Annotated in this window: 17 protein-coding genes and 3 pseudogenes; 8 read left to right on the forward strand and 12 right to left on the reverse strand. The window is 58.3% G+C overall.

Annotation, left to right across the window (positions count from 1 at the left end):
- Positions 1-135: 135 nt before the first annotated feature.
- Both NLY33_RS20090 and NLY33_RS20095 read right to left on the reverse strand, forming a co-directional pair.
- Positions 136-372: a phosphatase PAP2 family protein gene (locus NLY33_RS20090; protein WP_280790681.1), complete on the reverse strand. Its 237-nt coding sequence runs from the start codon at positions 370-372 to the stop codon at positions 136-138.
- 27 nt (positions 373-399) lie between these two features.
- Entirely contained in the window at positions 400-717 is a 318-nt protein-coding gene (locus NLY33_RS20095) for a hypothetical protein (RefSeq protein WP_023708259.1), read from the reverse strand.
- A 17-nt stretch (positions 718-734) separates the two neighbouring features.
- Here NLY33_RS20095 and NLY33_RS20100 point away from each other — a divergent pair, with 17 nt between their 5' ends.
- Positions 735-1,082, forward strand: coding sequence for a hypothetical protein (locus NLY33_RS20100; protein WP_155927168.1), 348 nt, complete (start codon positions 735-737; stop codon positions 1,080-1,082).
- A 524-nt stretch (positions 1,083-1,606) separates the two neighbouring features.
- On the opposite strand, the gene NLY33_RS20105 is transcribed toward NLY33_RS20100, so the two are convergent.
- The 7 genes from NLY33_RS20105 to NLY33_RS20135 all read right to left on the reverse strand — a co-directional run bounded on the left by NLY33_RS20105 (position 1,607) and on the right by NLY33_RS20135 (position 10,861).
- Positions 1,607-2,812 (reverse strand): TadE/TadG family type IV pilus assembly protein, encoded by a 1,206-nt coding sequence (locus NLY33_RS20105; protein ID WP_023708262.1) that lies wholly within the window; start codon positions 2,810-2,812, stop codon positions 1,607-1,609.
- A gap of 182 nt (positions 2,813-2,994) precedes the next feature.
- Entirely contained in the window at positions 2,995-3,876 is an 882-nt protein-coding gene (locus NLY33_RS20110; RefSeq protein WP_155927166.1) for an alpha/beta hydrolase, read from the reverse strand.
- A 190-nt stretch (positions 3,877-4,066) separates the two neighbouring features.
- Entirely contained in the window at positions 4,067-6,373 is a 2,307-nt protein-coding gene (locus tag NLY33_RS20115) for a CapA family protein (protein WP_023708264.1), read from the reverse strand.
- A gap of 79 nt (positions 6,374-6,452) precedes the next feature.
- Positions 6,453-6,620 (reverse strand): hypothetical protein, encoded by a 168-nt coding sequence (locus tag NLY33_RS20120; RefSeq protein WP_023708265.1) that lies wholly within the window; start codon positions 6,618-6,620, stop codon positions 6,453-6,455.
- A gap of 591 nt (positions 6,621-7,211) precedes the next feature.
- Positions 7,212-8,309, reverse strand: coding sequence for a cupin-like domain-containing protein (locus NLY33_RS20125; protein WP_196814079.1), 1,098 nt, complete (start codon positions 8,307-8,309; stop codon positions 7,212-7,214).
- 73 nt (positions 8,310-8,382) lie between these two features.
- Complete coding sequence (locus NLY33_RS20130) at positions 8,383-8,835, reverse strand: hypothetical protein (RefSeq protein ID WP_196814078.1); 453 nt, start codon at positions 8,833-8,835, stop codon at positions 8,383-8,385.
- A gap of 16 nt (positions 8,836-8,851) precedes the next feature.
- A complete protein-coding gene (locus NLY33_RS20135) occupies positions 8,852-10,861 on the reverse strand; it encodes an ATP-grasp domain-containing protein (protein WP_198020339.1) in 2,010 nt (669 codons plus the stop codon).
- A gap of 410 nt (positions 10,862-11,271) precedes the next feature.
- On the opposite strand from NLY33_RS20135, the gene NLY33_RS20140 reads away from it, so the two are divergent.
- Genes NLY33_RS20140 through NLY33_RS20150 form a run of 3 tightly spaced genes read left to right on the forward strand, consistent with a single transcriptional unit; the run spans position 11,272 to position 15,883 of the window.
- Positions 11,272-12,861, forward strand: a complete 1,590-nt coding sequence (locus NLY33_RS20140; RefSeq protein WP_023708270.1) for a hypothetical protein — start codon at positions 11,272-11,274, stop codon at positions 12,859-12,861.
- A 59-nt stretch (positions 12,862-12,920) separates the two neighbouring features.
- Entirely contained in the window at positions 12,921-14,564 is a 1,644-nt protein-coding gene (locus tag NLY33_RS20145; protein ID WP_280804239.1) for an ATP-binding cassette domain-containing protein, read from the forward strand.
- Positions 14,561-15,883 (forward strand): HlyD family type I secretion periplasmic adaptor subunit, encoded by a 1,323-nt coding sequence (locus NLY33_RS20150; protein WP_023708272.1) that lies wholly within the window; start codon positions 14,561-14,563, stop codon positions 15,881-15,883. Before NLY33_RS20145 ends, NLY33_RS20150 begins: the two co-directional genes overlap by 4 nt.
- 123 nt (positions 15,884-16,006) lie before the next feature.
- On the opposite strand, the gene NLY33_RS20155 is transcribed toward NLY33_RS20150, so the two are convergent.
- Complete coding sequence (locus NLY33_RS20155; protein WP_023708273.1) at positions 16,007-16,228, reverse strand: hypothetical protein; 222 nt, start codon at positions 16,226-16,228, stop codon at positions 16,007-16,009.
- A gap of 137 nt (positions 16,229-16,365) precedes the next feature.
- Complete coding sequence (locus tag NLY33_RS20160; protein WP_156932591.1) at positions 16,366-16,740, reverse strand: hypothetical protein; 375 nt, start codon at positions 16,738-16,740, stop codon at positions 16,366-16,368.
- 264 nt (positions 16,741-17,004) lie between these two features.
- Between NLY33_RS20160 and arsC the strand changes: the two are divergent.
- The 4 genes and pseudogenes from arsC to NLY33_RS20185 all read left to right on the forward strand — a co-directional run bounded on the left by arsC (position 17,005) and on the right by NLY33_RS20185 (position 20,709).
- A pseudogene (gene arsC / locus NLY33_RS20165) lies at positions 17,005-17,422 on the forward strand (arsenate reductase (glutaredoxin)).
- Between the two features lie 314 nt (positions 17,423-17,736).
- Positions 17,737-18,057 carry an ArsR/SmtB family transcription factor gene (locus NLY33_RS20175; RefSeq protein WP_023673340.1) on the forward strand — a complete coding sequence of 107 codons (321 nt, stop codon included), beginning with the start codon at positions 17,737-17,739 and terminating at the stop codon, positions 18,055-18,057.
- Positions 18,058-18,101: 44 nt separating this feature from the next.
- A pseudogene (locus NLY33_RS20180) lies at positions 18,102-19,439 on the forward strand (NAD(P)-binding protein).
- Positions 19,440-19,483: 44 nt separating this feature from the next.
- A pseudogene (locus tag NLY33_RS20185) lies at positions 19,484-20,709 on the forward strand (MFS transporter).
- A gap of 281 nt (positions 20,710-20,990) precedes the next feature.
- Here NLY33_RS20185 and NLY33_RS20190 read toward each other — a convergent pair.
- Positions 20,991-21,353, reverse strand: coding sequence for a EutQ-related cupin domain-containing protein (locus NLY33_RS20190; protein ID WP_023822801.1), 363 nt, complete (start codon positions 21,351-21,353; stop codon positions 20,991-20,993).

Below are 21,353 nucleotides of genomic sequence, written 5' to 3' on the forward strand. Positions count from 1 at the left end.
AACGAGATCACCTTTCCACCAACAAATCGCCTAACAACGCGCGTTGAGGGGCGGCGTCATGGCTACATGCAGACTTGGCATCGAGGCTAAACAGCGCTTGCCACTCGACGGGTGGCTCCGTTGAAATATAACCTGTTATTGCTTTGCGCCTGTAAACTCTCCCGTGCCACGCCAGATCAGCCATATCAGGATGATCGAGACATAGCCGTCAATGGCGTAGTGCCAGCTGAAATAGACCGAGCCCAACATGATCGCTGCGACGTAGAGCCAGGCGAAGATGCCGGCCGGCCGGTTGATGCTGCCAAGCAGCAGCGCGTTAAGCGTGACCATGGCGACATGGAAGCTTGGCATGGCGGATATGCCGCTCCCGATCGAGGTCTGGCGGCTTGTATAGGACGACTAGAGATAGTCGCTTATGCGCAGGATGGCCGCGCCTGCATTGCTGCTTCGAAGCGAGGCGGTGAGATCGTCAAACAGGTCCGGGTCAAACAGCCGATCGTAGAAAATTGGCCCTGCGGATGATCCCGCTACCCGCGCAACAATGCCGAGGATGACCGCGGTCGCAGAGAGCGACAAGAAGTATCGCTGGCGCTCGGCGGCGTGATCCATCCATGCGGCTGCGACCACCACGAAGGCGACCACCACGAACCACAATTGGGCATAGAGGACATAGAGGATTTGATCGACAACACCTGGCAAGGAACCGAGCGCGCCCATTTCCAGACATGCCCGAAATGCAAGGCCGCATCGATTTCGGCAAGCTGCTGGTCGGCGAAGAACGGCACCATCTGCGCAAGCTCATACTTGTACGTGGTGAAGGCGGCCAGGCAGAGAATGAAGATGCCAAGGGTGAGGGTCGCGCCGCGCCAGCGGGAGCTGATTTTCCCGAGGAATCAAGTCGCAGGGGCGCGCCTGTCACTGAATGGTGCCGCGATGCCGATCCCGAGCAGGATGATGAAGGGCAGCAGGAAATAGAGGATCAGCAGTCGCCGCGTTCCCAGTGCCGCGAGGTAGGTTTCAGGGAAAAGGCCAGCCGCGACGCCGGCGTAGCAAAGGCCGAAGATCGCCAGTTTTGCCGATAGCCCTATCCTCGGTGCGGAAGTTAGGTCAGCGCTCGCCGCCATATTCGCTTCTTTGGGGGGGCCTTCTTCAGAAGGACCGGAGCGTCGGCCGCGACCGGAGCCGGTGGGGTAAACATCAAGTATTGGACAACGGTGACGAACCCACCGGCACCGGCGCTCGCAATCGCGCAAATCAGAAGCATTCTCAAAAAGCCCACGCGGAAATCGCTCCTCAAGCCGGGAGAGAGGATGCGCTCGACTTGGTTAAGAAGCAACTACTACGATGACCAGAAAGGAGAGACCGATGGCCGTCTAGAGCAGCGAGGGCTAGAGGTCTTTGCAAATACCATCGTCAGCTTGCTGCAACTCGCTCGGGTTCGCAGTCTCGGCGAATGCTGCAAAGGCGCGTAGATCGGTGAAAACGACGGTTACCCCGCGACGGTGACTTTAGAAGCGGGTCGCATTCCGTTAAGGACTGCGTTTGAGAGTTCGCTAACTCAGCCGGAAGGGCACCTTCGAAGCCACGAAGCGGGTACCGTCTCCATCTATTGCAGCAACGCGATTGCTGCGTCTCCGAGACCCTTTGGTGGGGTGCCGCTGTAGCCATCCAGGTTGACGCTCGAATCTCCATTGTAAGAGAATTGCCAAGCAACAATCCATCCCAGGCCGGTAGCCAACTTCTTGTCATTGCTCCCTTTCATTTTAAGGTGGTGCATTGGCGAGTATATTGTACCATTTACAGAGTAATTGTTATTTATTGCAAGCGATATAGTCGGCAACAATGGCAAGGCGGTACGCGATCCGAAGATGGCAATGCCGGTATAAACGCCGCTTGTAGGAGCGGAAAGTTTCATGGCGCCGTTACCACCTGCCTGTATGATGCTGGACTTGGAATCGACGAATATGGTGACTTCCTTGCCTGTGATTTTCGCATTGTTGCTGATGCCGACTATCGCATTGTGAAAGTAGTGAACGCCTGGGGAAAGCACAATTTTTCCACCGAAGTCGATGCTTCCGCAGAACACCCGCCCGGCCGGAATGGTGACATCCGAGAGCGCCTGGTTGCTGTAATCGCAACCGGTCGGGGGAACCGGTTCTGGTGTGGTGACAAGTGGGTCGGCGAGGAAGGGCTGGTTCGTCTTCGGGGAAACACTGTATCCGCCGCCTTGGTAATTGCCGACTACCGAGATTTTTGTCGCGGCGATTTTGCCGGCCCCAACGTGTCTCAGTGCTTCGGGGCTGGAAGAATTTACCTGAATGCCACAATTTGGCACCGACACCTTTCCCAACCCGGTCACACTCAGCGCTCCGGTTGACTCTGGATCGAGAGCATAGATGCAGTATTCCGGGGGCGCCTTTCGTGCCTTTGCCGTGACGTGAAGGCTGATCGCCCGAATGCCGGCAAGGTTCATAAAGTCCGTCGGCATTGAGGCGGTGATTTCAACTGCTGCCTCCCGCGACACGGGAGTGGGCGTTGTGATGTCGACTTCAACCACCCCGCCGACCGCAAAAGAGCCGTTGCCAAGCGCAATGTTCTTGGCGGCCGCGACGGCTTCCTCGTCTCCACCGTCGCTCTCTATAGCTGCCAGAGCCGCTGAATCGGCCAACTCTTGCAGTCTGGACTTCCAGGTGACGGCACTGGTAAGGTCAATGGCCACGCCCAAGACCAAGCATAGCGGTAGCGCCACCAACGCCGCTGCCACGGCAAAGTTTCCGCTCCTATCGAGCAGCAGGTCCTTCAGCTTTCGCATTGAGATGCCCTCGCAGAGAAGCAGCCTAGATCGAATCGCGTTTAAACTTTACTAAATTAGAATATCCTAACTAAATTGCATTCCGCTGCAGGCTGCGCAAACTTTGGCCAAGCGACTCGCGCTAGGCTATCTCGCTCATCGAGGTATCTACATCTTGCCGAGCTACAGGACCGCAGATCCCGCTATTTGAGTCCGAATGCGTTCGCTGCCTGATCCGAACCCAACATATCACTTGCCGAATGCCCGACGCCCGGCAAGATCACAAGACGCCAGTTAAAGGGCCACCCGTTGGCGGTCGCGACAGCTTGCGCTAACTCGTATGTGTACTGGCCCCGTTCCAGGCGTGTCGCCCCCTGGCGCATAGCGGCCGCGCCTTCGTTCAACTCTGCATCGCCTGTATCCTCCTCTCCCAGATAGATCGTCAGCGGCAAAGCCAGGTACGCTTTCATCTCCTGGGTGGCTTGATCCGGCGTATAGACACATCCCGACGAGACGCAGCCGAGCCCGTAGGCCACGGATTCCGCCAGCGAGGGCAGAACATATGAGGATGGATTGGCAACCACCAATCTTTTCGCGTCGGCCAAGGCGAATGCCGCGACGCGAGACGTGAATTGGCCGCCGGCGGAGTGCCCGAAAAGGTAATACTGCGCGTTCGGCAACCCCTCTCGTGACCTCGCCCAGTTCACCAGGCCCTTCACATACCAGACGGTCCATCGATCCCGTGGCTGAATAGCGCCGCTGTTGACGATCCCCCCGCGTTGATAGCTCCAGCTTGGGAACCTTTCCAAGTCAAAGAGCGGCGCCATGACGATCAGGCAGTTTCGATCCGCGAGAGACTGCGCATAATCCCTGTAGGAAGACGCCGTTCGGCTCAACCCATGGAAGACGAATAGAATCGCGGGGTTGCTGCAGCTCTTGGGGTGATAGGTATAGACGGTCAGCTTCGTCCCGTTGATGGTTGCTGTGGTCGTACCCTTGCCCACCTTCCAGGCAAGCACTGGGCCTGAGTAGACCAAGCCGCAGGCCATCACCGCCGCAATCAACAGACGGATTGGAAATCGCACCTGCCCCTCCTTATGACGATTGGCATGATGCCATATTTCATTAGAGACTTCTAAACAAATCAAAACCGCCCGGGCGGTAAAGACTTCGTTTCATCATAGGGACTGGTGCTTATCGAAGGACTGCTTTCCCGACTCGATATGCCTGGTTGGAGAGAGACGACTTGGCTCTAACGAGGGCGGTCCGATCATCTCAGCGCGACGGGATAGACAATTTGAGGCATCTGTCCTGGACATCGGCTATTGCACCGCCCAATCCAGGCGACAAATCGAGCAGCCGATCGATCGTCGCCCGCCCGGCCGCCCCTCCCATTATTTTTGGCTGGTAGTCGAGGCGCGGATCTCTGTTTTGAACGTAAACTGGGTATATATCCAAATCTATCTGGCTCGCGCCAAAGTGGAAGCACGGCAAGATAGACTCGCCCTTGCTGTTTCCCGATCCGAAGGCGAAATTGCCGACGCTGTACAGTATGGGGCGATCTTTGTAAATCTCGACCGGCTGGAGGATATGGGGATGATGGCCGATAACCGCGTCTGCGCCCATATCGATGAAAAGCTGTGCTTTCATGCGATCTTCCTCGGAAGGTTGGCGCTGGTATGGTGCGCCCCAATGTACCATCACGGCGATCCGATCGACCAGTGGCCGCAGCCGTGCGAGATCTCTCTCGACGAGTTCGGGAAGATCCTGGGCGGAGCCCGGGAGGTCGTCACGAGCCGCCGTTCGGTCGTTCCAGTAATAGCCGAGAAGTCCGACACGGATATCTGTGCCGTCAAAGATCGCGGGATCGTGCGCCACGCTCTGGTTTCTTCCGCCACCATACGGCCTGATATAGTGTTGTTCCAGGGTGTCAAGGGTCTCAATCACACCATCTCGACCACAATCCTGTATGTGGTTGTTTGCGACAGTCATCGCAGCAAAGCCGGCGCGACGCAGGACTGAGGCAGACTTGGGATCGATCTTGTAAGAGTGGTTGCGCGTGGTTTCTTCCTTCTCGGAATCCGAGGAGAACGGCCCTTCGAGGTTCCCTGTAATCAGAGCGCAGCGGCTGAGGATCGGGCGGACCCAGGCGAAGCAATAGTCCGGGCCGAACCTGCGGATGCGATGCCGCATCCGCATGCCTGTCATGACGTCTCCCACTGCGGCGAGATGGTATGGGGCGGTGGTAGACGACGAGAGGAACAGTTCAAGTTGGTCCGGGTCGAGGAGATCGCCATCGTCCGGAATTATGACCTCCGCAAACCTTTCGCGAATTTTGGCAACATGGCGCTGAACCTCGTCAGACCCATTGAGACGAGAGGAGAGAGGCAGAACCGAAGGTGCACTCAGCATGTTGGTCACAGGCGAGCTAAAGCCTATCCCGCGCTTCTCGAAGATTTCCCGGATCAGCCTCTCATAAAGGCCGCCGGACCTCACGCGGTCCGCATGAAGCAGACACGAGGCAAAGCTGCGTGGTGATGATCTGATCGCGATCGTTCTGACGCGGGAAGGGTCGAATAGGCTGTCGGAAAGTCGCCCAAGCTCCAAAAGGGCACCAACAACCAATTCTATGCAGGCAAATTCGTGCCCGAGAAATGCCTTGTGCAGATCCCATATCGCCCCCGCAACGGCTTGTGCGACCAGCGCCTCCTGCGGCTGCACTTCGTCATCGTCAATGCGAGCGTCATTCGCAAGGCTGCCCGCAGGCACAAACTCGGCATCGTGACGAGCGTGCCAGCACCACACGTGCGGGGTCGACAGCATGGAGGCCGCCAGGTAAGTGCTCACGGCATATTCCAGGGCGCCCGGTCTGCTGAACGCGGCACGCGGTGTACGCAACCTGTCGGCCTGCACGTCAGCGGTATGACGCACGACGTGAAGCCCGAATGCCTGGTATATCATGCCGGCGTCGTGGGATGGGTCGCAGAGATAGGCGCCGCCTGAAATTCGCGGCAGCCACCCTTCCGCGGTGACCCCATGCCCCGGTCCAAAAAGCAACTCTCCGCAGAGGGGAATTGAAAAATCATCGAGATTTTCCATTCTTGCCGGATAACGATATCTGACCCCTTTGACCGGCACCCACCTGCCGGTGTCTTCAGAACTGCCCGGCCTTTGCTTCGGCCGACGTGCATTGACGATCGCCCTGACTTTCGGCAGGGGGCCCACTCCAAGTGAGCGAAGCACATCGTTGATGCGCTGGCTCATCATGGAGATGTGGTAGTAGACGTTGACTTGGCCAAAGCCCGCGCCGGCCTCGCGGCTTTCCAGCCCGCCGCAAACGCCACCGCCAGACGGCTGGAAAGAAAAATTGCCGTCTTCGTCGGGCGACACTTCGCCCATCTGGCCTGTCGGCCAATCCTCTTCCATGCCTGGATGGCTGATTACGTCCACGTACCGCCCACGCAGGCCGCGCCTTCCGGCGCGCTGCGAGAGATATGGCAATTCGACCTCGGCCAGATGAACGCGGCCGCCGGAAAAGTCGGAGTCACATGGCTCCCAGACGTAAACAGAGCCAGTCGCCATATTTACTCCCCTGTAGAGGTTACTGCTTTCGCCGTCATACCCGTACGCAAAGCAGTAACCGCTGCCCTGAGGATATTCGCTACCGCTTTTCCGTCAATTCGTGCCTATCGGACCACTCTTCTTCCGGGTCGCCCCATTGAGGGCGCCCGCTGCTTGGGTCGGTCGCCTCGCCAAGCTCCCGCCGTGCATTGTCCAGCACTTGCGCGAGCGATCCCTCACCGATCAGCTTGAGTTCCTTCGCGACCACGTTCGATTTCGTGAGCGGCCATTGTCCAGGGAGGCTGCGCGTACGAAACCGTAACCGGACGGCATATGGACCATCAGCCAACCCAGGTTCATCATTTCCGTGGTGAATTCTCTCGGAACCTCCCAGCACCGAAGCGTCCCCGGTCAAGCGCCCGAACCTCTTGTATGACATCCTCGTTCGAGGCTCCCGCCTTGCTCTTGCTGCGTTGCAAGGCCAAATCCACGAGTTCGCGGCATCAACTCGCGAAACAGTCGGTGTGGATGGCAGTTGGAAAAACATATCTATAAACGCTACTCCCTTTTACCTCAGTAGAGAAGCTCCTCCCTGCGGTGAACTCCATTCCTGTGAGGTCGATCCGAAGGTCGCGAGGCCACCAAGCGGATAGCACAAGCGGATAGCAGACGTCGAGCGGCCCGCTCTGCCTCGCCCACTGCTCGAGGGCAGCGAAGGTCATGGCCGAGCTCAGGTCCGGTGAACCAACGATGCTCCGCAACCGCCGTCCCTCATCAGCCTGTCGCGATCTGCGCTCCCGAAAACTTTCAACTCAGTGGAAATTTCCAGCTCCCAATGGTCCGAAAGCCGGAATGCAGGTCACTGCCGAACAGGAAGTCCAGCCGTGGGATGCGAGAGCCCGTTAAACTCTGCGTTCGTTGGCTCTTGCTCAGTCTGCAACCACTGCGCCATGAGGACGCCGAAATCTTCGGGGATCCGCAACGATTTCGATTGGTCCCGCCCCAACTTGGCAAGGTATCCGCACCATTGATCGTATTGCGTTTTGCCGGTGTCGCTCTTCCACTCATCATAGGCATGCGTGGCCAGGCCCTTAATTTCTTTGCTAGGGATCGGTTCGATCCCGTAACGGTATGCGCCCTGCAGGACCGAATATCCAAATATAAGCAGAGCGCCGGCCCAGTCCAGCGCACTCCGTCTCAAACGCCGGTTGATGCTGACGGAGAATCCCGCAGTTTCAACCTCATGCCACCAATCGACTGGCATATACAGAAGGTCACCTGCATTCAGTACGGCAATCTCTCCATGCAGTTGCTTCAGCAAGGGGAACTGGTTAAAATCGGGATTATTCAAATCCACAAGCGCTCGCCTAGGATTGTCGGTCGTCTTTTCATGCTCCGGATAGATGAAACTATAGTCCCAAGGGGGAAACATTTTGACCGCTTTTGTCCCGTGTAGCTGCACGAGGAACGCATACCAATGATCATAGTGTGCCTTGGCGGTAACCCCTTCGGAAGCAACATAGGGAGACGAGCCAATGAACTCCAGATCGCTTGGCCAAGGCAATGCTTCCAGAAGACTGCTGGGAACTTTTCCACCAAACATGTAGTAGCGCTCGTTGGGGTCCATCAGTGGTTGCCATTTCCCCTGGCCTAGGATCCGCTCGAACAACTCTTGAAAGGTCATTTCGCGAGTCATCCCGCTCTTGCGTAAGACATAGGATGCAGCGGACACCGTGGTGTCGTCCCCTGGAACTAGCGTAACCTGGCCGGTATGCCGCGCCCATTTGGGGTCGTCCAAGCCCCAACCGTCGGAGGCTTTAACCCAGCCTCGTACAACAAACGGCCGATTTTTCCCGAGTGCGGTGGAGATTTGCATGCTGTCAATCTCCTCGATCGGTTTCATGCTAAGTTTAGGGAGTTCGCGAACTTCTTCAGGGAGTGTCTGTTTGTTTGCCATGGTCTCCATCCTGGTTGAGATGACCGTTTGCGTCGACAGAAGCCTTCTGGTGGTCAAGGCCGCCGAGATCGATCTATTTGTCCATTGCGCCTGGTTTTTTCCGCGGAATTGGCGCGGCATAAGCGCTTGTTGACTTGCCCACGTGACCGGGTTCACCCAGTTCCTGCCGAGCAATGTCCAACGCCTCAGCCACTGCCCCCTCATTAATCAGCTTGAGTTCCTGCGCGACCGCATCCGATTTTGTGAGCTGCCATTTGTCCAGGGAGGCTGCGCGCACGAAGCCGTAGGCCGACGGCATGCGCACCATCAGCCAACCCAGGTTCATCATCTCCGCAGTGAACTCCCTCACAAATTTTGCCCCCCCTATACGACGCCCGGTCAAGCGCCTGAATGTCTTGTAAGACATCCTTGCACGGGTTCTAGGCTGCCCCGCCTTGTTCTTGGTGCGTTGCAAGGCCAAGGCAACGAGTGCTGCTGCGTCGCCTTGGGAAACATTTGGTGTCGCAGTTGCTGAAACAGTATCCATGAACGCTACTCCCTTTTTACCTCAGCAGAGAAACTCCTGCCTGCTGCTGAACTCCATTTGCGTAAGGTCGATTCGAAGGTGGCGACGCCACCTCATCGAACCATGCATCCCGTTTTGCCAGATACGAAATTGCCATTGCATGCATGGCAGCCTTGAGCTGCGGCGGTCGCGACGCAAACGTGGCAGGTTCCGCAACCAGCTCGCCAGATCCCGATGCAAGCGTCATCTTGGCTCCGGACCCATCGGTGCTCCACCGCATCGATAGAGCCAATCCACCGCGTTGTAGATGTCGCCGCAAATCAGGGCCAAGCTCAGTCTCGGCACTTGTCAGAATCAATCTTTCAACAGGCAGCGCCGACAACGCCTGGCGGGATACTAAATCCTCATTGTCGACTATAAAATAGCCACGGTTGCCGGCGTTCAAAACTGCTTTGGCCAGGTTTTTGAGAAGCTCGCAATTCTCGACGTCCGTCGCCGTCACCGACACGGCGTGGCAAGCGCCCAGACCAAGACCGTTCTCCGAGATTCTTGCTGGAGAAGCGGCATAAACCAGCGCTTCCAATAAAGGATCCCTGGCCAGCATTTGCGGTGTTGCTCGCTGGCTGAATTCTTGTGGTGCGGTGTTGATGTAGGCGCCTTTCTTCGACAAGAGGCCGATGCTCCGCCCCTCTGCCATGAACCGGTGCTGGATTGCTTTTGCCACCATGCTGGTATGCCGGTCGCCAAGGACGAGCACCGTGGCAACTTCCGATGAAGCCGGATCGTCGTACATATTGGCCAGGATTATCTCGCTCACATCCCTTGCCGTGCCGGCCCGCGGCCAAAGATGAAACTCGATCCCTGGTCTAGCGTTCACCTCGATGACAGTGCACCCGACATCTTTGTGAGATTGCGCAATGTCGGGCATGATCAGATCCAACCCGGCAATACTGAGCCCAATGACCCTGGCGATACGTTCACATAGCTTATGATTGTCCGGATGGACGGAGTTTGTAACGTCAACCGGTACGCCTCCGCGTGCGAGGTGACCGTTTGGCCGCAGAACCACCTGCTGCCCGGCAATCGGGATAGTCTCCATCGTAAGATGGTGCAATGACAGGTGTCTAAGCAGGTCGTCGTCGATTTCGAGAGGCGACAGACGCCTGCCGTCCCTGTCGGGTTCCCGATTCAAATCATCGATCAAATGACGCAGCGTTTTTTCGCCGTCGCCGGTAACCTGCGGCGGGCAACATAGGACTGCTGCCACGACACGAAAATCAACAATCGTCGCTCGATACTCCGGGCCGGCGATGAACTCTTCTACCAGCACGCCATACCGGTCAGACTGAGCCACCTGGCACGCTATGTCGAACGCGGCTTCAATAGCGCGGCGTCCCCGCAGCTTGACTGAAACTCCGCGCCCCTGATTGCCTTGGGCGGGTTTCACCACCACAGATTTGCCCAGCTGCTTGGCGGCAGCGACCGCCTCGGATTTGCTGCGAACCGTAAGCTGGCGCGGTACGGGCAAGCCGGCCTGCGCCAAAAGCCTGTTGCCCAGCCTCTTGTCCAGCGCCACTTTCGCCGACGCAAACGATGTCGAACCGGATATCGTTGAGAAGAGCTGCTTTTGGTTCTTGCCTTGGCCGAGACGAAGGTGGTTGCGCGCAACAAACTCGAACGGGATGCGGTTCCTCTTGGCGGCCGCAACCAGCACTGCGGTCGAATTTGAAAGTCGCCGTTTCTTTGCTCTTTCCAGGTTCAATTCCCGTGCGAGGCAATACTTCGATGTGGCATTCCCATCTCGCGTTGCCTCGCTGACCGCATCAACGACAGCCGCCGCGGCCGCTCGCGACATTTGCGGGTCGTCCGACTCCCAGACGATCACTGAATTGATCTCGGACGGATCGCTCACCAACGTGGCCACAGTTGGAAACGTATAAAAATTCATCGCGCGGCGAAGCTCGAGGTCGGCGACCAGGATCGCATCAGCTAGATACGAGGGCACCAAAGCATCCTGCTCGCACTCCGGAAACAGTCCGGCAAGCACTGAGCAAGCCCCGGAAGATAAACCGGACACGCGGGCAGTAGCCAGTTGCCCTAAATTCAGCGTTAATTTAACGACTGTATTCGCGTTATACACATTGAGGCCGGATAGCGTCCTGAAACCGGCAATCTCAAATGGTTCCAACTCCTCAATTGGGCATACCATAACCATACATTTTGCCCCCCAATTAACCTTCCGTCTGCTTTACGAAAGGTTCCTGCCTCCACCGCTTGCGCGCAACCCTCAGTTATATTATGGTTAGCTAATGGTTAAGGCAACAAAAAAATAAAGAAAGGTTGGAACCAGAGGAAAATAAAACTTCAATAAAGTTTAAGATAAAAAGACTCGGACTGCGTAATTGAAGTAGCGTTGGGGTGAGTATCATGTCTGTTTGTAGAATTCAGCGCGGGCGCATGAAGAAAGCCAAGCGTTCGTTCGCGACTCGCCGGGTCGCGGCCTCGCATATGCGTACGTTGATCACAGGTTCCTTGCAGCCGGTCGCAGGCGATCTTGTCCTGGCTCGTGTGGACAAACTCGGCAATCACAGCAGATTGGAACTGATCAACGGGAGAAAGGCGATCATGTTTCCCGGCGATGAGATAATCATTTGCTATGGAAACAGATACGCACCGGACCAGTTCGAAGCTGTTATTGGCCCTGATCTCGGACCATGTGACCTAGTGGCGGGGGGAGGCATCGCAGCGTGTGAGCTTTCCAGACATGATCGCATGATCGCGCCAACGAAGATCACCCCTCTCGGACTGATCGGGGACAAGTTCGGTCGCCGATTGAATGTTTGGGATTACAAGGTCAGCTCCGACGACCTTCGCCCCTCTCTGCCGATTGTCCTGTCGCTGGGAACATCCATGAACGCGGGAAAGACATTGACGGCGACGTCGTTGGTAAGAGGTTTCAAAAGAGCAGGGCTTAAGGTTGCCGCGCTGAAGATTACCGGAACTGGGTCCGGTGGCGACACCTGGATTGTGCGCGATGCGGGCGCTGACATCGTTCTTGATTTCACCGACGCCGGGTTTGCAACCACTTATCTTGCCTCAGTGGAAATGATCGAAAAGGGCGCTTTCCGCCTGCTGAACCATGCAGCCGAAAATGGATGCGACGTTGCTGTCATCGAGATTGCCGACGGGCTGCAGCAGAAGGAAACGTCCGAGTTAATTCTGGCGGAATCATTTCGCAGCATGGCTCTTGGCACAATATTCGCGTCCTACGACGCGATGGGTGCAAAGTATGGAGTGGATACGTTGCGCGCTGCCGGCCACAAGGTGCTGGCCATCAGCGGCAGACTTGGCCGATCACCGCTTGGCGTGAGAGAGGCTGAGGAAGCTACCGGGCTGCATTGCTATTCCCCGTGGGATCTCCAGGATGGCGCGCTCGGTCCTGTGTTTAGGGCCCGCGCTGCGGAAAAACTGTCCAACGGACAGAGCAACAACCCGTACCTGCGGCGCATTGCGGCATCGTCGGAGGCAGCCATGCCGCTCGGCGTGGATCGAGCCCATTCTCACCAACTCCGGATTGATTTCTTGGCAAAGGTCGCGCGCGAGTTGATTGTAGCCGAACTGGGAGAAGTAAATGCCAATGGCAGCCTGGCGACGTGGCCCAGTCCATTCGGAAGCATCTTGGTCACTCTGCCTGAGCGGCCTTCCCAGGGTTCCCAGGGTTCTATCCCCACATTCATGTCGGTGCAGGCGCCCGCGGAAATAGTAGAGGCAGCAGTGCTGGCAAAAAGCCGCGGTGCCCTCAAGTCGTCGCTCGGCGGCATCGTGCAGGCCCTCGGCTGCGCTCCGCTCCCGGCTGCCCGGATGTCCTACCTGCTGAACGAAACCTGGTCAATGTTTGAGGCGGCCGATCATCACGATAGACCTCTGCAAAACGCACTTGAGGCGCCGCCGTTGGATGCTCATGATGACATTGATGCGGTGATCATGAATTTCTCTGGCCTCTTCAATGAGCATTCTGATCAGCACGCTCCCCTTGGACGCGCGTGAAAGACGGTGTCCCGATGAACACACGAGGCAGGCGTCGGTATAGCGGCCCCCTCAGCGAAATGTGGAGAAAGTCGATACCCGGCCTTGCGGCTCTGGTGGTATTCAGCGTGTTTATCAATGTTTTGCGCTTTGCCGGCCCGCTCTATCTCATACAGATATTCGACCGGGTCATCTCGAGCCGCAGCGTTGAAACCCTTGTCATCCTGACCCTGGCTGCCTTGCTCGCCCTGGTAGCCGGCGTCGCACTGGAAACCATTCGCCGTCGCATGCTCTCGCGCTGGAGTGTCTGGATCGAGCATCAGTTGACCAGCCATTCCGTGAAAGCCGGATTGACGTCAGGCGTAGCCAATCCGCCGCTTCTGGCCAGCATCGAAAAGGTCTCCAGCTTTGTTGAACGCGGGCTATCTGCCTGGCTGGATGTCGTTTGGGCACCGATTTTCCTGTTGTGTGTGTACTTCATCCATCCGGTTCTCTGGCTGATCGCGCTGGCAGCTACCGTTTTGCTGGTTGGTATGAGCCTGTTGAAGGAAAAGTTCACACGCGAACCCCGTCAAGCGGAACGCGATGCCGCCAAGCAGGCAAAAGAGGTGTTGGTTTCGGCGGAGCGGCACAAGGACGTTGTTAGTGCCTTTGCAATGGCGGACGCAATCGCCGGGCGCTGGGCTAGGAGCCGGGCGGACGGCTTCCTGCAAAGAGACCGGCTTAATGCTTGGGGATCCAGCCTGGATGCCGCGATCCGGGTGCTAAATCGTAGCCTCTACATTATTCTGCTGGCCTCCGGCATATGGCTGTTCCTGAACGACCAGGCGTCGCTAGGGGGGATATTTGCAGCCCGACTCATAGCCAACTTCGCTTACAGGATGGTTGGCAAAGCGGTTGGGGAACTCAGAGGCCTCCGCGAGGCGCGCGAAGGATACGCCAAAATCAAGGCGGACCTGGCCAGGCCGTCGGACGGGGACCCGTCCTTGCTGCCTGGAACTTCGCGCGGCACACTAATTCTTGATGAAGTAGCGTTCAGGCACGCGGGATCGCGAGAAGACGTATTCAGGAAACTGTCGCTGTCGCTGGCGCCAGGCGAGTTGCTATTGGTCATCGGGCGCGCAGCGACGGGCAAGACAACGCTCTCCCGCCTCCTGATAGGCTTGCTCAAGCCACGAACCGGACAGGTTCGCCTGGGAGACATGAACGTCACTCGGCTTCCGGATCATGTTAGAGCCGAGGCCATTGGCTATTTGCCACAGCAGGTCGAACTGTTCGAGGGAACCGTCGCCCAGAATATTGCCCGGTTTCAACAAAGCTCCATCGATGATGTGGTTTCTGCTGCAAAAATAGCAGGAATCCACCATGTTATTATTCGCCTGGACCAAGGCTATGACACAGTGCTTGACGACACGATCGGGCTGTCTGGCAGCGAACGGAAACGGATTGCGCTTGCAAGGGCGCTGTTTCGCGCTCCGAGACTTATCGTTCTGGACGAGCCATTCGCCAATTTTGACAGTTCGTCGAGAAGGGCGCTTGAAGCAGCGGTGAAAGTCATGAAGGGATCGGGATGCTCGGTAGTCATTACCATGTCGGGACAAACCAACCGTCTTGTCGGATTGATCGACCGGACGCTGATCCTGGGCGGCCGAACGCCTGAGCTCTCCGATCCCACGGAGCGCGCGGTTCGTTCCGTGAAAACTGAGTTGCGGAGTGTAAAGTGACAGTCCCGCTCGCCGTTGGCGCCAAACAACCCGGAGACGATCCTGCGCCCTTTGGTAAGAACTTCATTGTTCTCGGTTTCGCGATAATCGCAATTTTTTCGACCCTGACCGGCATGTGGCTTGTTGCGGCTCCAATCCAGGGCGCCATTGTTGCCAACGGGTTGGTGGAGGTAGCCTCAAACGTAAAGACAGTGCAGCATCTCGAAGGTGGGATTGTATCCGAGATATTGGTTCAGGAGGGCGATCGCGTATCGGCAAGTCAGGTCCTGGTACGACTGCAGAGCACTGCTTCTACGGCCGCTGCGAACGAGATCAAGGCGCAATGGTACGAGGCGAAAGCTACCGAGGCACGGTTGATCGCCGAGAGAGACGGCAAGGACTCAATCGAGATTCCGCCAGAGTTAAAGGAGCCCGGTAAAATGGCGGCCGAGGCTGTTTCCGGCCAGGAGAGTATCTTTCGAACACGTCAGACCTTGCTTCGTGAGAGACTTTCCTTGCTGCAGCAAACGACCGGAAGCCTGCATAAGGAGATAGAGGGCTATGAAGGGCAGGTGGCTGCGGCCACACGGAAACTGGAGTTGATCGAGGAGCAGCTGGGCGATGTTCGTGCCCTTTATCAAAAGAAGCTGGTGGTAAGGACGCGCCTGACAGATTTGGAGACTGAAAAGGCGAATGTGGGAGGCGACCTGAGCGGCTATATCGCGTCAATTGGCGTTGCCAGGCAAAAAATGGAGGAGACGAAGTTCAAGGTTGCTGAACTTAACGCATCCACGGCGGCCGACATTGTCGCTGAGCTTGGGGTGGTGCGTGCCAAGATATATGAATCCGCTCAACGAATAGCCGCCGCCGATGACGTGATGACAAGAACCGAGATCCGCGCTCCCATCGGAGGCACCATAGTGGGGCTCAAGATTCACACCATTGGCGGGGTGATAGCAGCAGGCGATCCTCTGATGGATATCGTGCCCGTCGACGACAACTTCGTCGTGATTGCCAACGTGGACCCGCTCGACGTCGACCAGGTGAAAGTGGGGCTGCACGCGACCATCTGGCTCAGCGCGGTGGGCAGGCGGTATCAGCAGCCCATGAACGGTGATGTCCGCACCCTTTCAGCAGACCGGCTGGTCGATCCGCGCACTGGCAAGGCATTTTATGCAGCTCGCATCGTTCTGACACCTCAGTCCCTGAAGGCAACGCCCGTGGCATTGCAAGCCGGGATGAACACACAAGTGATGATCGAGACTGGAGCGAGGTCAGCATGGGAATATCTTAGCGCTCCGGTCTACGCTGCCATGGGTCGGGCTCTGCGCGAACAATAGGATTGGCTATCGGGGCAGCCGTCGTTGGGGTGGATAGTGAGCGGTGCGCAAGCTCAGCGCCTCCACATCTTAAAAGATAGCGTGCACCTGCTGGGGTGAGAGAAGAGCCCATAAGCGCTAACTTTACACCAAGACGGCGCTTCTTGCAGCGGCGGATTGGCTTTTGCGCCGTCTTGGTGGATCGCAGACGTGACGAATGATTTCAGTGACGCGGGTGAGGATTTTTCCCGGCCGCATCACCATCAGCATGGCGTTGAGGATTTCAGAACGCAGGAGACTATGCAGCCTGTGGGCCTTTTGCGTGGCCTTCTCATCCTTGCGCTTGACGATGAGCCTTGTCGGCAAGGGCGCTTGCCTCGTCCCTTGCGACCCGAATGCTCCACGAGCACGTTCATCTCGCAAACCTCACCAGGCTGCATGGGCTCATAGATGGCGTTCCAGTCGACCCGTTGCCCGTCGGGCGTGGTCAGCCGAACACTGGTCTAGCCCGTGCGCACGATGAAGTCGGCACCCGCCGACACCACCTTTTCAAGGGATGGAGCGCGGGCGTAGGCGCGATCGCCAACAACAATGTCGCCTTGGCGTAGCGGAACACGCAAGAAGCTTTCACCCCCGCGCACGTCGCTGATCTCCAGATGCGTGAAGCGTGCGAGCGCCGGTTCGTAGGTGGCATGCACCCGCCAGTCCGTGCCGGCACTGCCAGGGCGCGAGATCGAACTGCCATCGACGCGCAGCCGGCGCCCCGTCGGCGCGGCGCTTTTGACGCAAGCCTTTTGGAGCAAGGCGCCGGCAATGTCGCCGAGCCAATCGGCGGCTGCGCGCAAGCGCTTCAAAAGAGCACCGTCTGGCAGGCTCACAAGAATGTCGGCCAAATGCAGAGGCCGTAGACCGCGGTTCCAAGAAGAACCCCGTCATGCAAACCCATGCCGCTATCGCCTCTGCCGATTAGCCAAGCCATTTGGGCCCGTTGACCCAGCAGCCGCGGTCGAGGTCGTCACCGATCGGGCTGAGTCGCGTGCCGGGGTTTATCGTTGCCGAATTGCTGGGAGCAAGCGTCGCCATGGCTTGGCCGGATGGCTGCTCGCCGAGCCCGAACCAGTCACATCAATGAAAGCAGCAAAATGACCGTCACCATCTATCACAATCCCGATTGCGGCACTTCGCGCAACACGCTCGCCATGATCCGGCAATCCGGCGAGACACCGGAAGTCATCGAGTGTTTGAGAACCCCGCCATCACGAGAAAAGCTCATTGGGTTGATCGCCGCCACGGAAACCACGCGATTTGCTGCGCGAGAAAGGCACGCCCTATGCCGAACTTGATCTGGTCAATCCCAAGCGGACCGACGACGAAATCCTTGATTTCATGCTGGCGCATCCGATCCTGATCAACCGGCCGATCGTGGTCACACCTCTTGGCGTGGTTCCAGGCCGGCCCTCGGAAGCGGTTCTCGACATCCTGCCTAATCCCGATATCGGGCCGTTCGTGAAACAGGATGGCGAAGTCGTGGTCGACAACAAGGGTAAGCGCATTGGCTGAAAAGAACCACGCGGCCGATGACACGTTGCCGAACGTCGACGACGAGCAGTCTCGGCCGATCGAAATGCAGGCTCTGCTGGACGCGCCCCGCTCCATTCACAAACCGCGCGTGCTGATGCTCTACGGATCTTTGCGCGAACGGTCCTATTCCCGGCTCGCTACGGAGAGGCTGCCCGTATATCCTGCGCCGTTTGGGTGCCGAGGTGCGTATCTTCAATCCCTCGGGCCTGCCACTCCCCGATTCGACATCTGCCGATCATCCGAAGGTCCAGGAACTGCGGGATCTGCGAGCTGCCACGGTTATTCCTATTTCCATGAAACTCGAACAAGCTGCATCCCAGCTCGAAAGTCTCGGAAATCCGACGCGGCTCCAGCTCTATCGCATATTGGTCAGGGCAGGGGACGAAGGACTGCCGGTCGGCAGTATCCAGGAGAGACTCGAGATCCCGTCTTCAACGCTGTCGCATCACCTTAAACGGCTGGTCGATACGGGACTTGTCACCCAGGAGCGTCAGGCGACGACGCTGATCTGCCGCGCCAACTATCCCGGCATGAATGCGTTGATCGGCTATTTGGCTGACGAGTGCTGTGCCGACGCAAAATGTGCGCCCTCGACCACCAAAGTTGTCGCCTGATTTTTTTGCCCGAATAATTCGAAGATACTGGAAGGATCGAACGAATGAACGACATGGCAGATCTCCCGGTGGCAGTGATCGGCGCGGGGCCGGTGGGTCTCGCCGCGGCCGCTCAACTGATCAGCCGTGGACTGAAGGTGAAGGTTTACGAGGCTGGTTCGCACGCGGGTTCGAACCTGTTGGACTGGGGGCACGTTCGCGTTTTCACGCCCTGGCGCTATTGCGTTGACGCTGTCGCTCGACGGCTGCTCAAGGGCCATGGATGGACAATGCCGGAGCTCGAGGCATTTCCCACCGCTGATGAGATGGTCAACCAATACATCGGCCCGCTCGCGCAGCTTCCGGAACTGGCACCGACCATCGAGACCAACGCCCGCGTCATCGCCGTGTCTCGCTGGGGCGCCGACAAGGTCGTCAGCAAGGGGCGTGAACTGAGGCCCTTCATGCTGATGGTTGAAACCACGAGTGGACAGCGCCGGGATAATGCCCGGGCCGTCATCGATGCGTCAGGCACATGGCAAACACCGAACCCGCTCGGCGCCGGCGGCCTGTCCGCTGAAGGCGAGAGCGAGTTCCGCGACCGGATCGGCTACGGCATCCCCGATGTCCTGGGCCGGGATCGCGACCTCTACGCTGGCCGCACTACACTCGTGGCGGGAGCCGGTCATTCCGCTGCCAATGCCTTGCTGGAACTGGCCAATCTGTCAGAAAGCGCTCCAGGCACCTCTGCAATCTGGACGACACGCAGCACCGACCTGGTACGGATCTACGGTGGCGGCGATGCTGACGCTTTGCCCGCACGCGGTGAACTCGGCTCCGAAGTCAAGGACCTTGCCGAAAGCGGCCGCGTTCGTCTTGTGACCGGCTTTGCCACCACAGTTATCCGTGAGATAGATGGTCGCCTGCTTGTGGACGGGCAAACCAAAGATGGTGTTCTGACCATCGGTCCTGTCGACAGGATTATCGCGGCCACGGGCCAGCGCCGGACCTCGCTCTGACCCGGGAGCTGCGGCTCGATCTGGATCCATGGCTTGAAAGCGTAAAGGCCCTCGGCCCTCTCATCGATCCCAACGAGCACTCTTGCGGGGACGTCCCCCCGCATGGCCACCGTGAACTCAGCCATCCGGAACCGGGGTTCTATACGGTCGGAATCAAGAGCTATGGCAGTGCGCCGACGTTCCTGCTGCTGACGGGCTACGAGCAGGTTCGCTCCGTCGCTGCGGCGATCGCTGGTGACATGGCGGCGGCCGATGCCGTTCAACTGGTGCTGCCGGAGACCGGCGTCTGCAGTGCCGGCATCGTTTTCCGGCTCAGCTTCGAAAGGCTGCTGCGGTGGCCCGGCGGCCGAGGCGGTTGACGCCTGCTGTGTCGCGGACGCGTAAGCGAAGGAGGGTGGCAAGGCTGGCTGCGGCTGCAGCGCCGCGGCATGACCTTTTCGCCTCAGCCGATTGCCGTCGTGCGCGGGCGTCGCACGATCATCACGACGCTCGGCGTGACACAGATCATGGCGTGGGCATCATCGTATTATCTCCCCGCTGTTATTGCGCCGTCAGTCGCTGCGGATACAGGCTGGCCTCTGCCCTGGGTCCTCGGAGGCCTGTCTCTCGGATTGCTCACGGCGGGAGTTATCTCGCCGCGTGCCGGGTCTTCGATCCAACGGCACGGTGGCCGCAACGTTCTGGCCTTCAGCGCTCGCTGCATCGGGCTCGGCCAGGTCGGACTTGCGGTAGCCCCCAATCCGGCCGCCTACATCGTGGCGTGGCTGGTTATCGGCCTCGGCATGGGGGCAGGTCTATACGACGCTGCTTTCGGCACCCTTGGCCGGCTCTACGGCCATGGTGCGCGCTCTGCTATCACGACGCTCACTCTGTTCGCCGGCTTTGCGAGCACGATCTGCTGGCCGATCTCGGCCTTTTTGCTGGGGGAGATAGGGTGGCGCGGCACGTGCCTGGCCTACGCCGCTGTCCAGCTCTCCCTCGCCTTACCGCTTTACCTTGTGATCTTGCCTCGCGGCCTGCCGCAACCGCTTGTCAAGGCCGCATCGAGTGCGGCAGTGACGCCTGCTCTCCAAACCGGCTCCAATCTACCGATCATGGTCGTGCTTGCCTCGACCCTGACCCTTGCCGCCGTGATCTCCTCGACCCTGTCGGTGCATCTGCTGACGATCCTGCAGAAGGGCGGCATGACGCTTGCGGCGGCGGTGGGGCTTGGAGCCCTTGTCGGTCCGTTCCAGGTGGCTGCGCGGACAATCGAGATGGTGATCGCACGGTTCCATCACCCGATCTGGACCAAGTTCGCTTCGGTGACCTTCGTTGCGATCGGGGTGTCTGCTCTTTGGCTCGGCATGCCGATCGTTCCGTTGGCACTCGCATTCTACGGAGCAGGCATTGGCCTAGAGTCCATCGCGCGTGGAACACTCCCGCTCGCGATGTTCGGCTCTAATGGCTACGCCAAGCTGATGGGCCGCCTTGCCATGCCGAGCCTGATTGCCCAAGCGGCGGCGCCCTCCCTGGCGCGGTGCTTCTAGAGCGCTTCGGTGCCTACGGCACACTGGCGACACTTTCCGCCCTTGCGCTGATTAACGTCGCCGTGGCATGCGGTTTGGGTTGGCTGATTTTCAGTCGACGGAATTTTCAGGTGCAACCGCAATAGTGTGGCTAGCGGTGGCGGTTTCGCGCTAAACTTGTTCACATTGTCCGCGAATGGTAGCGAGAAAGCGCTACCGGCTTTCCCCCCACTCGTCGAGCTACCGGTTCCTGCTTAGGTGGTGCGGGTGAGCTGTGTCGCTGCTATCTGCCGCCAGACATGCGCGCCAGCATGACATATGATGAAAGTGACAACCCGAGGAGTAGGAGCCGGAGTCGATGTCTGGACGTCCGGGTTCGGAACTGCGCTGCGGATGGCCAACGGATGGAGAAGGAGTGCCTGTCAGTTCAGGGTTCTACCGTTCCCTGCCGTGCTGCCCAGTCGAATGGGTAAAGGCAATAGAAATAACCGGTCCGTTCGGTGGCGATGTATTTCAGATGGGTGCCGTTGGGCAGCCACACGATGTCGCCCGGATTGCACTCATGGCGGCCATCGTCAAGTTCGATCGTCAAGGTGCCTTCGTGGATGAACAGCACCTCGTCATAGGTCACGGTCCAGTCGATCGAGGCGTTCTCGAGATACTCGATGCCGCCGCCCATTGTCCGACTGATATCGGCATTGATCACGCGGGCAATCGAGGATGTGCCGGTCGGCGTGACCGACGGCTTCAGGGTCAATTCGCTGTGCTTGAATATCTTGGCCTTGGACAC

The organism is Mesorhizobium sp. C432A (genome assembly GCF_030323145.1).
In the GTDB taxonomy this organism is placed as follows: domain Bacteria; phylum Pseudomonadota; class Alphaproteobacteria; order Rhizobiales; family Rhizobiaceae; genus Mesorhizobium.

Excerpts from the sequence above, each read along its gene's own strand:
- NLY33_RS20095 (WP_023708259.1), bottom strand. The coding sequence starts at position 717 with ATGGGCGCGCTCGGTTCCTTGCCAGGTGTTGTCGATCAAATCCTCTAT.
- NLY33_RS20100 (WP_155927168.1), top strand. The coding sequence starts at position 735 with ATGCAAGGCCGCATCGATTTCGGCAAGCTGCTGGTCGGCGAAGAACGG.
- NLY33_RS20105 (WP_023708262.1), bottom strand. The coding sequence starts at position 2,812 with ATGCGAAAGCTGAAGGACCTGCTGCTCGATAGGAGCGGAAACTTTGCC.
- NLY33_RS20115 (WP_023708264.1), bottom strand. The coding sequence starts at position 6,373 with ATGGCGACTGGCTCTGTTTACGTCTGGGAGCCATGTGACTCCGACTTT.
- NLY33_RS20125 (WP_196814079.1), bottom strand. The coding sequence starts at position 8,309 with ATGGCAAACAAACAGACACTCCCTGAAGAAGTTCGCGAACTCCCTAAA.
- NLY33_RS20130 (WP_196814078.1), bottom strand. The coding sequence starts at position 8,835 with ATGGATACTGTTTCAGCAACTGCGACACCAAATGTTTCCCAAGGCGAC.
- NLY33_RS20140 (WP_023708270.1), top strand. The coding sequence starts at position 11,272 with ATGAAGAAAGCCAAGCGTTCGTTCGCGACTCGCCGGGTCGCGGCCTCG.
- NLY33_RS20145 (WP_280804239.1), top strand. The coding sequence starts at position 12,921 with ATGTGGAGAAAGTCGATACCCGGCCTTGCGGCTCTGGTGGTATTCAGC.
- NLY33_RS20175 (WP_023673340.1), top strand. The coding sequence starts at position 17,737 with ATGAAACTCGAACAAGCTGCATCCCAGCTCGAAAGTCTCGGAAATCCG.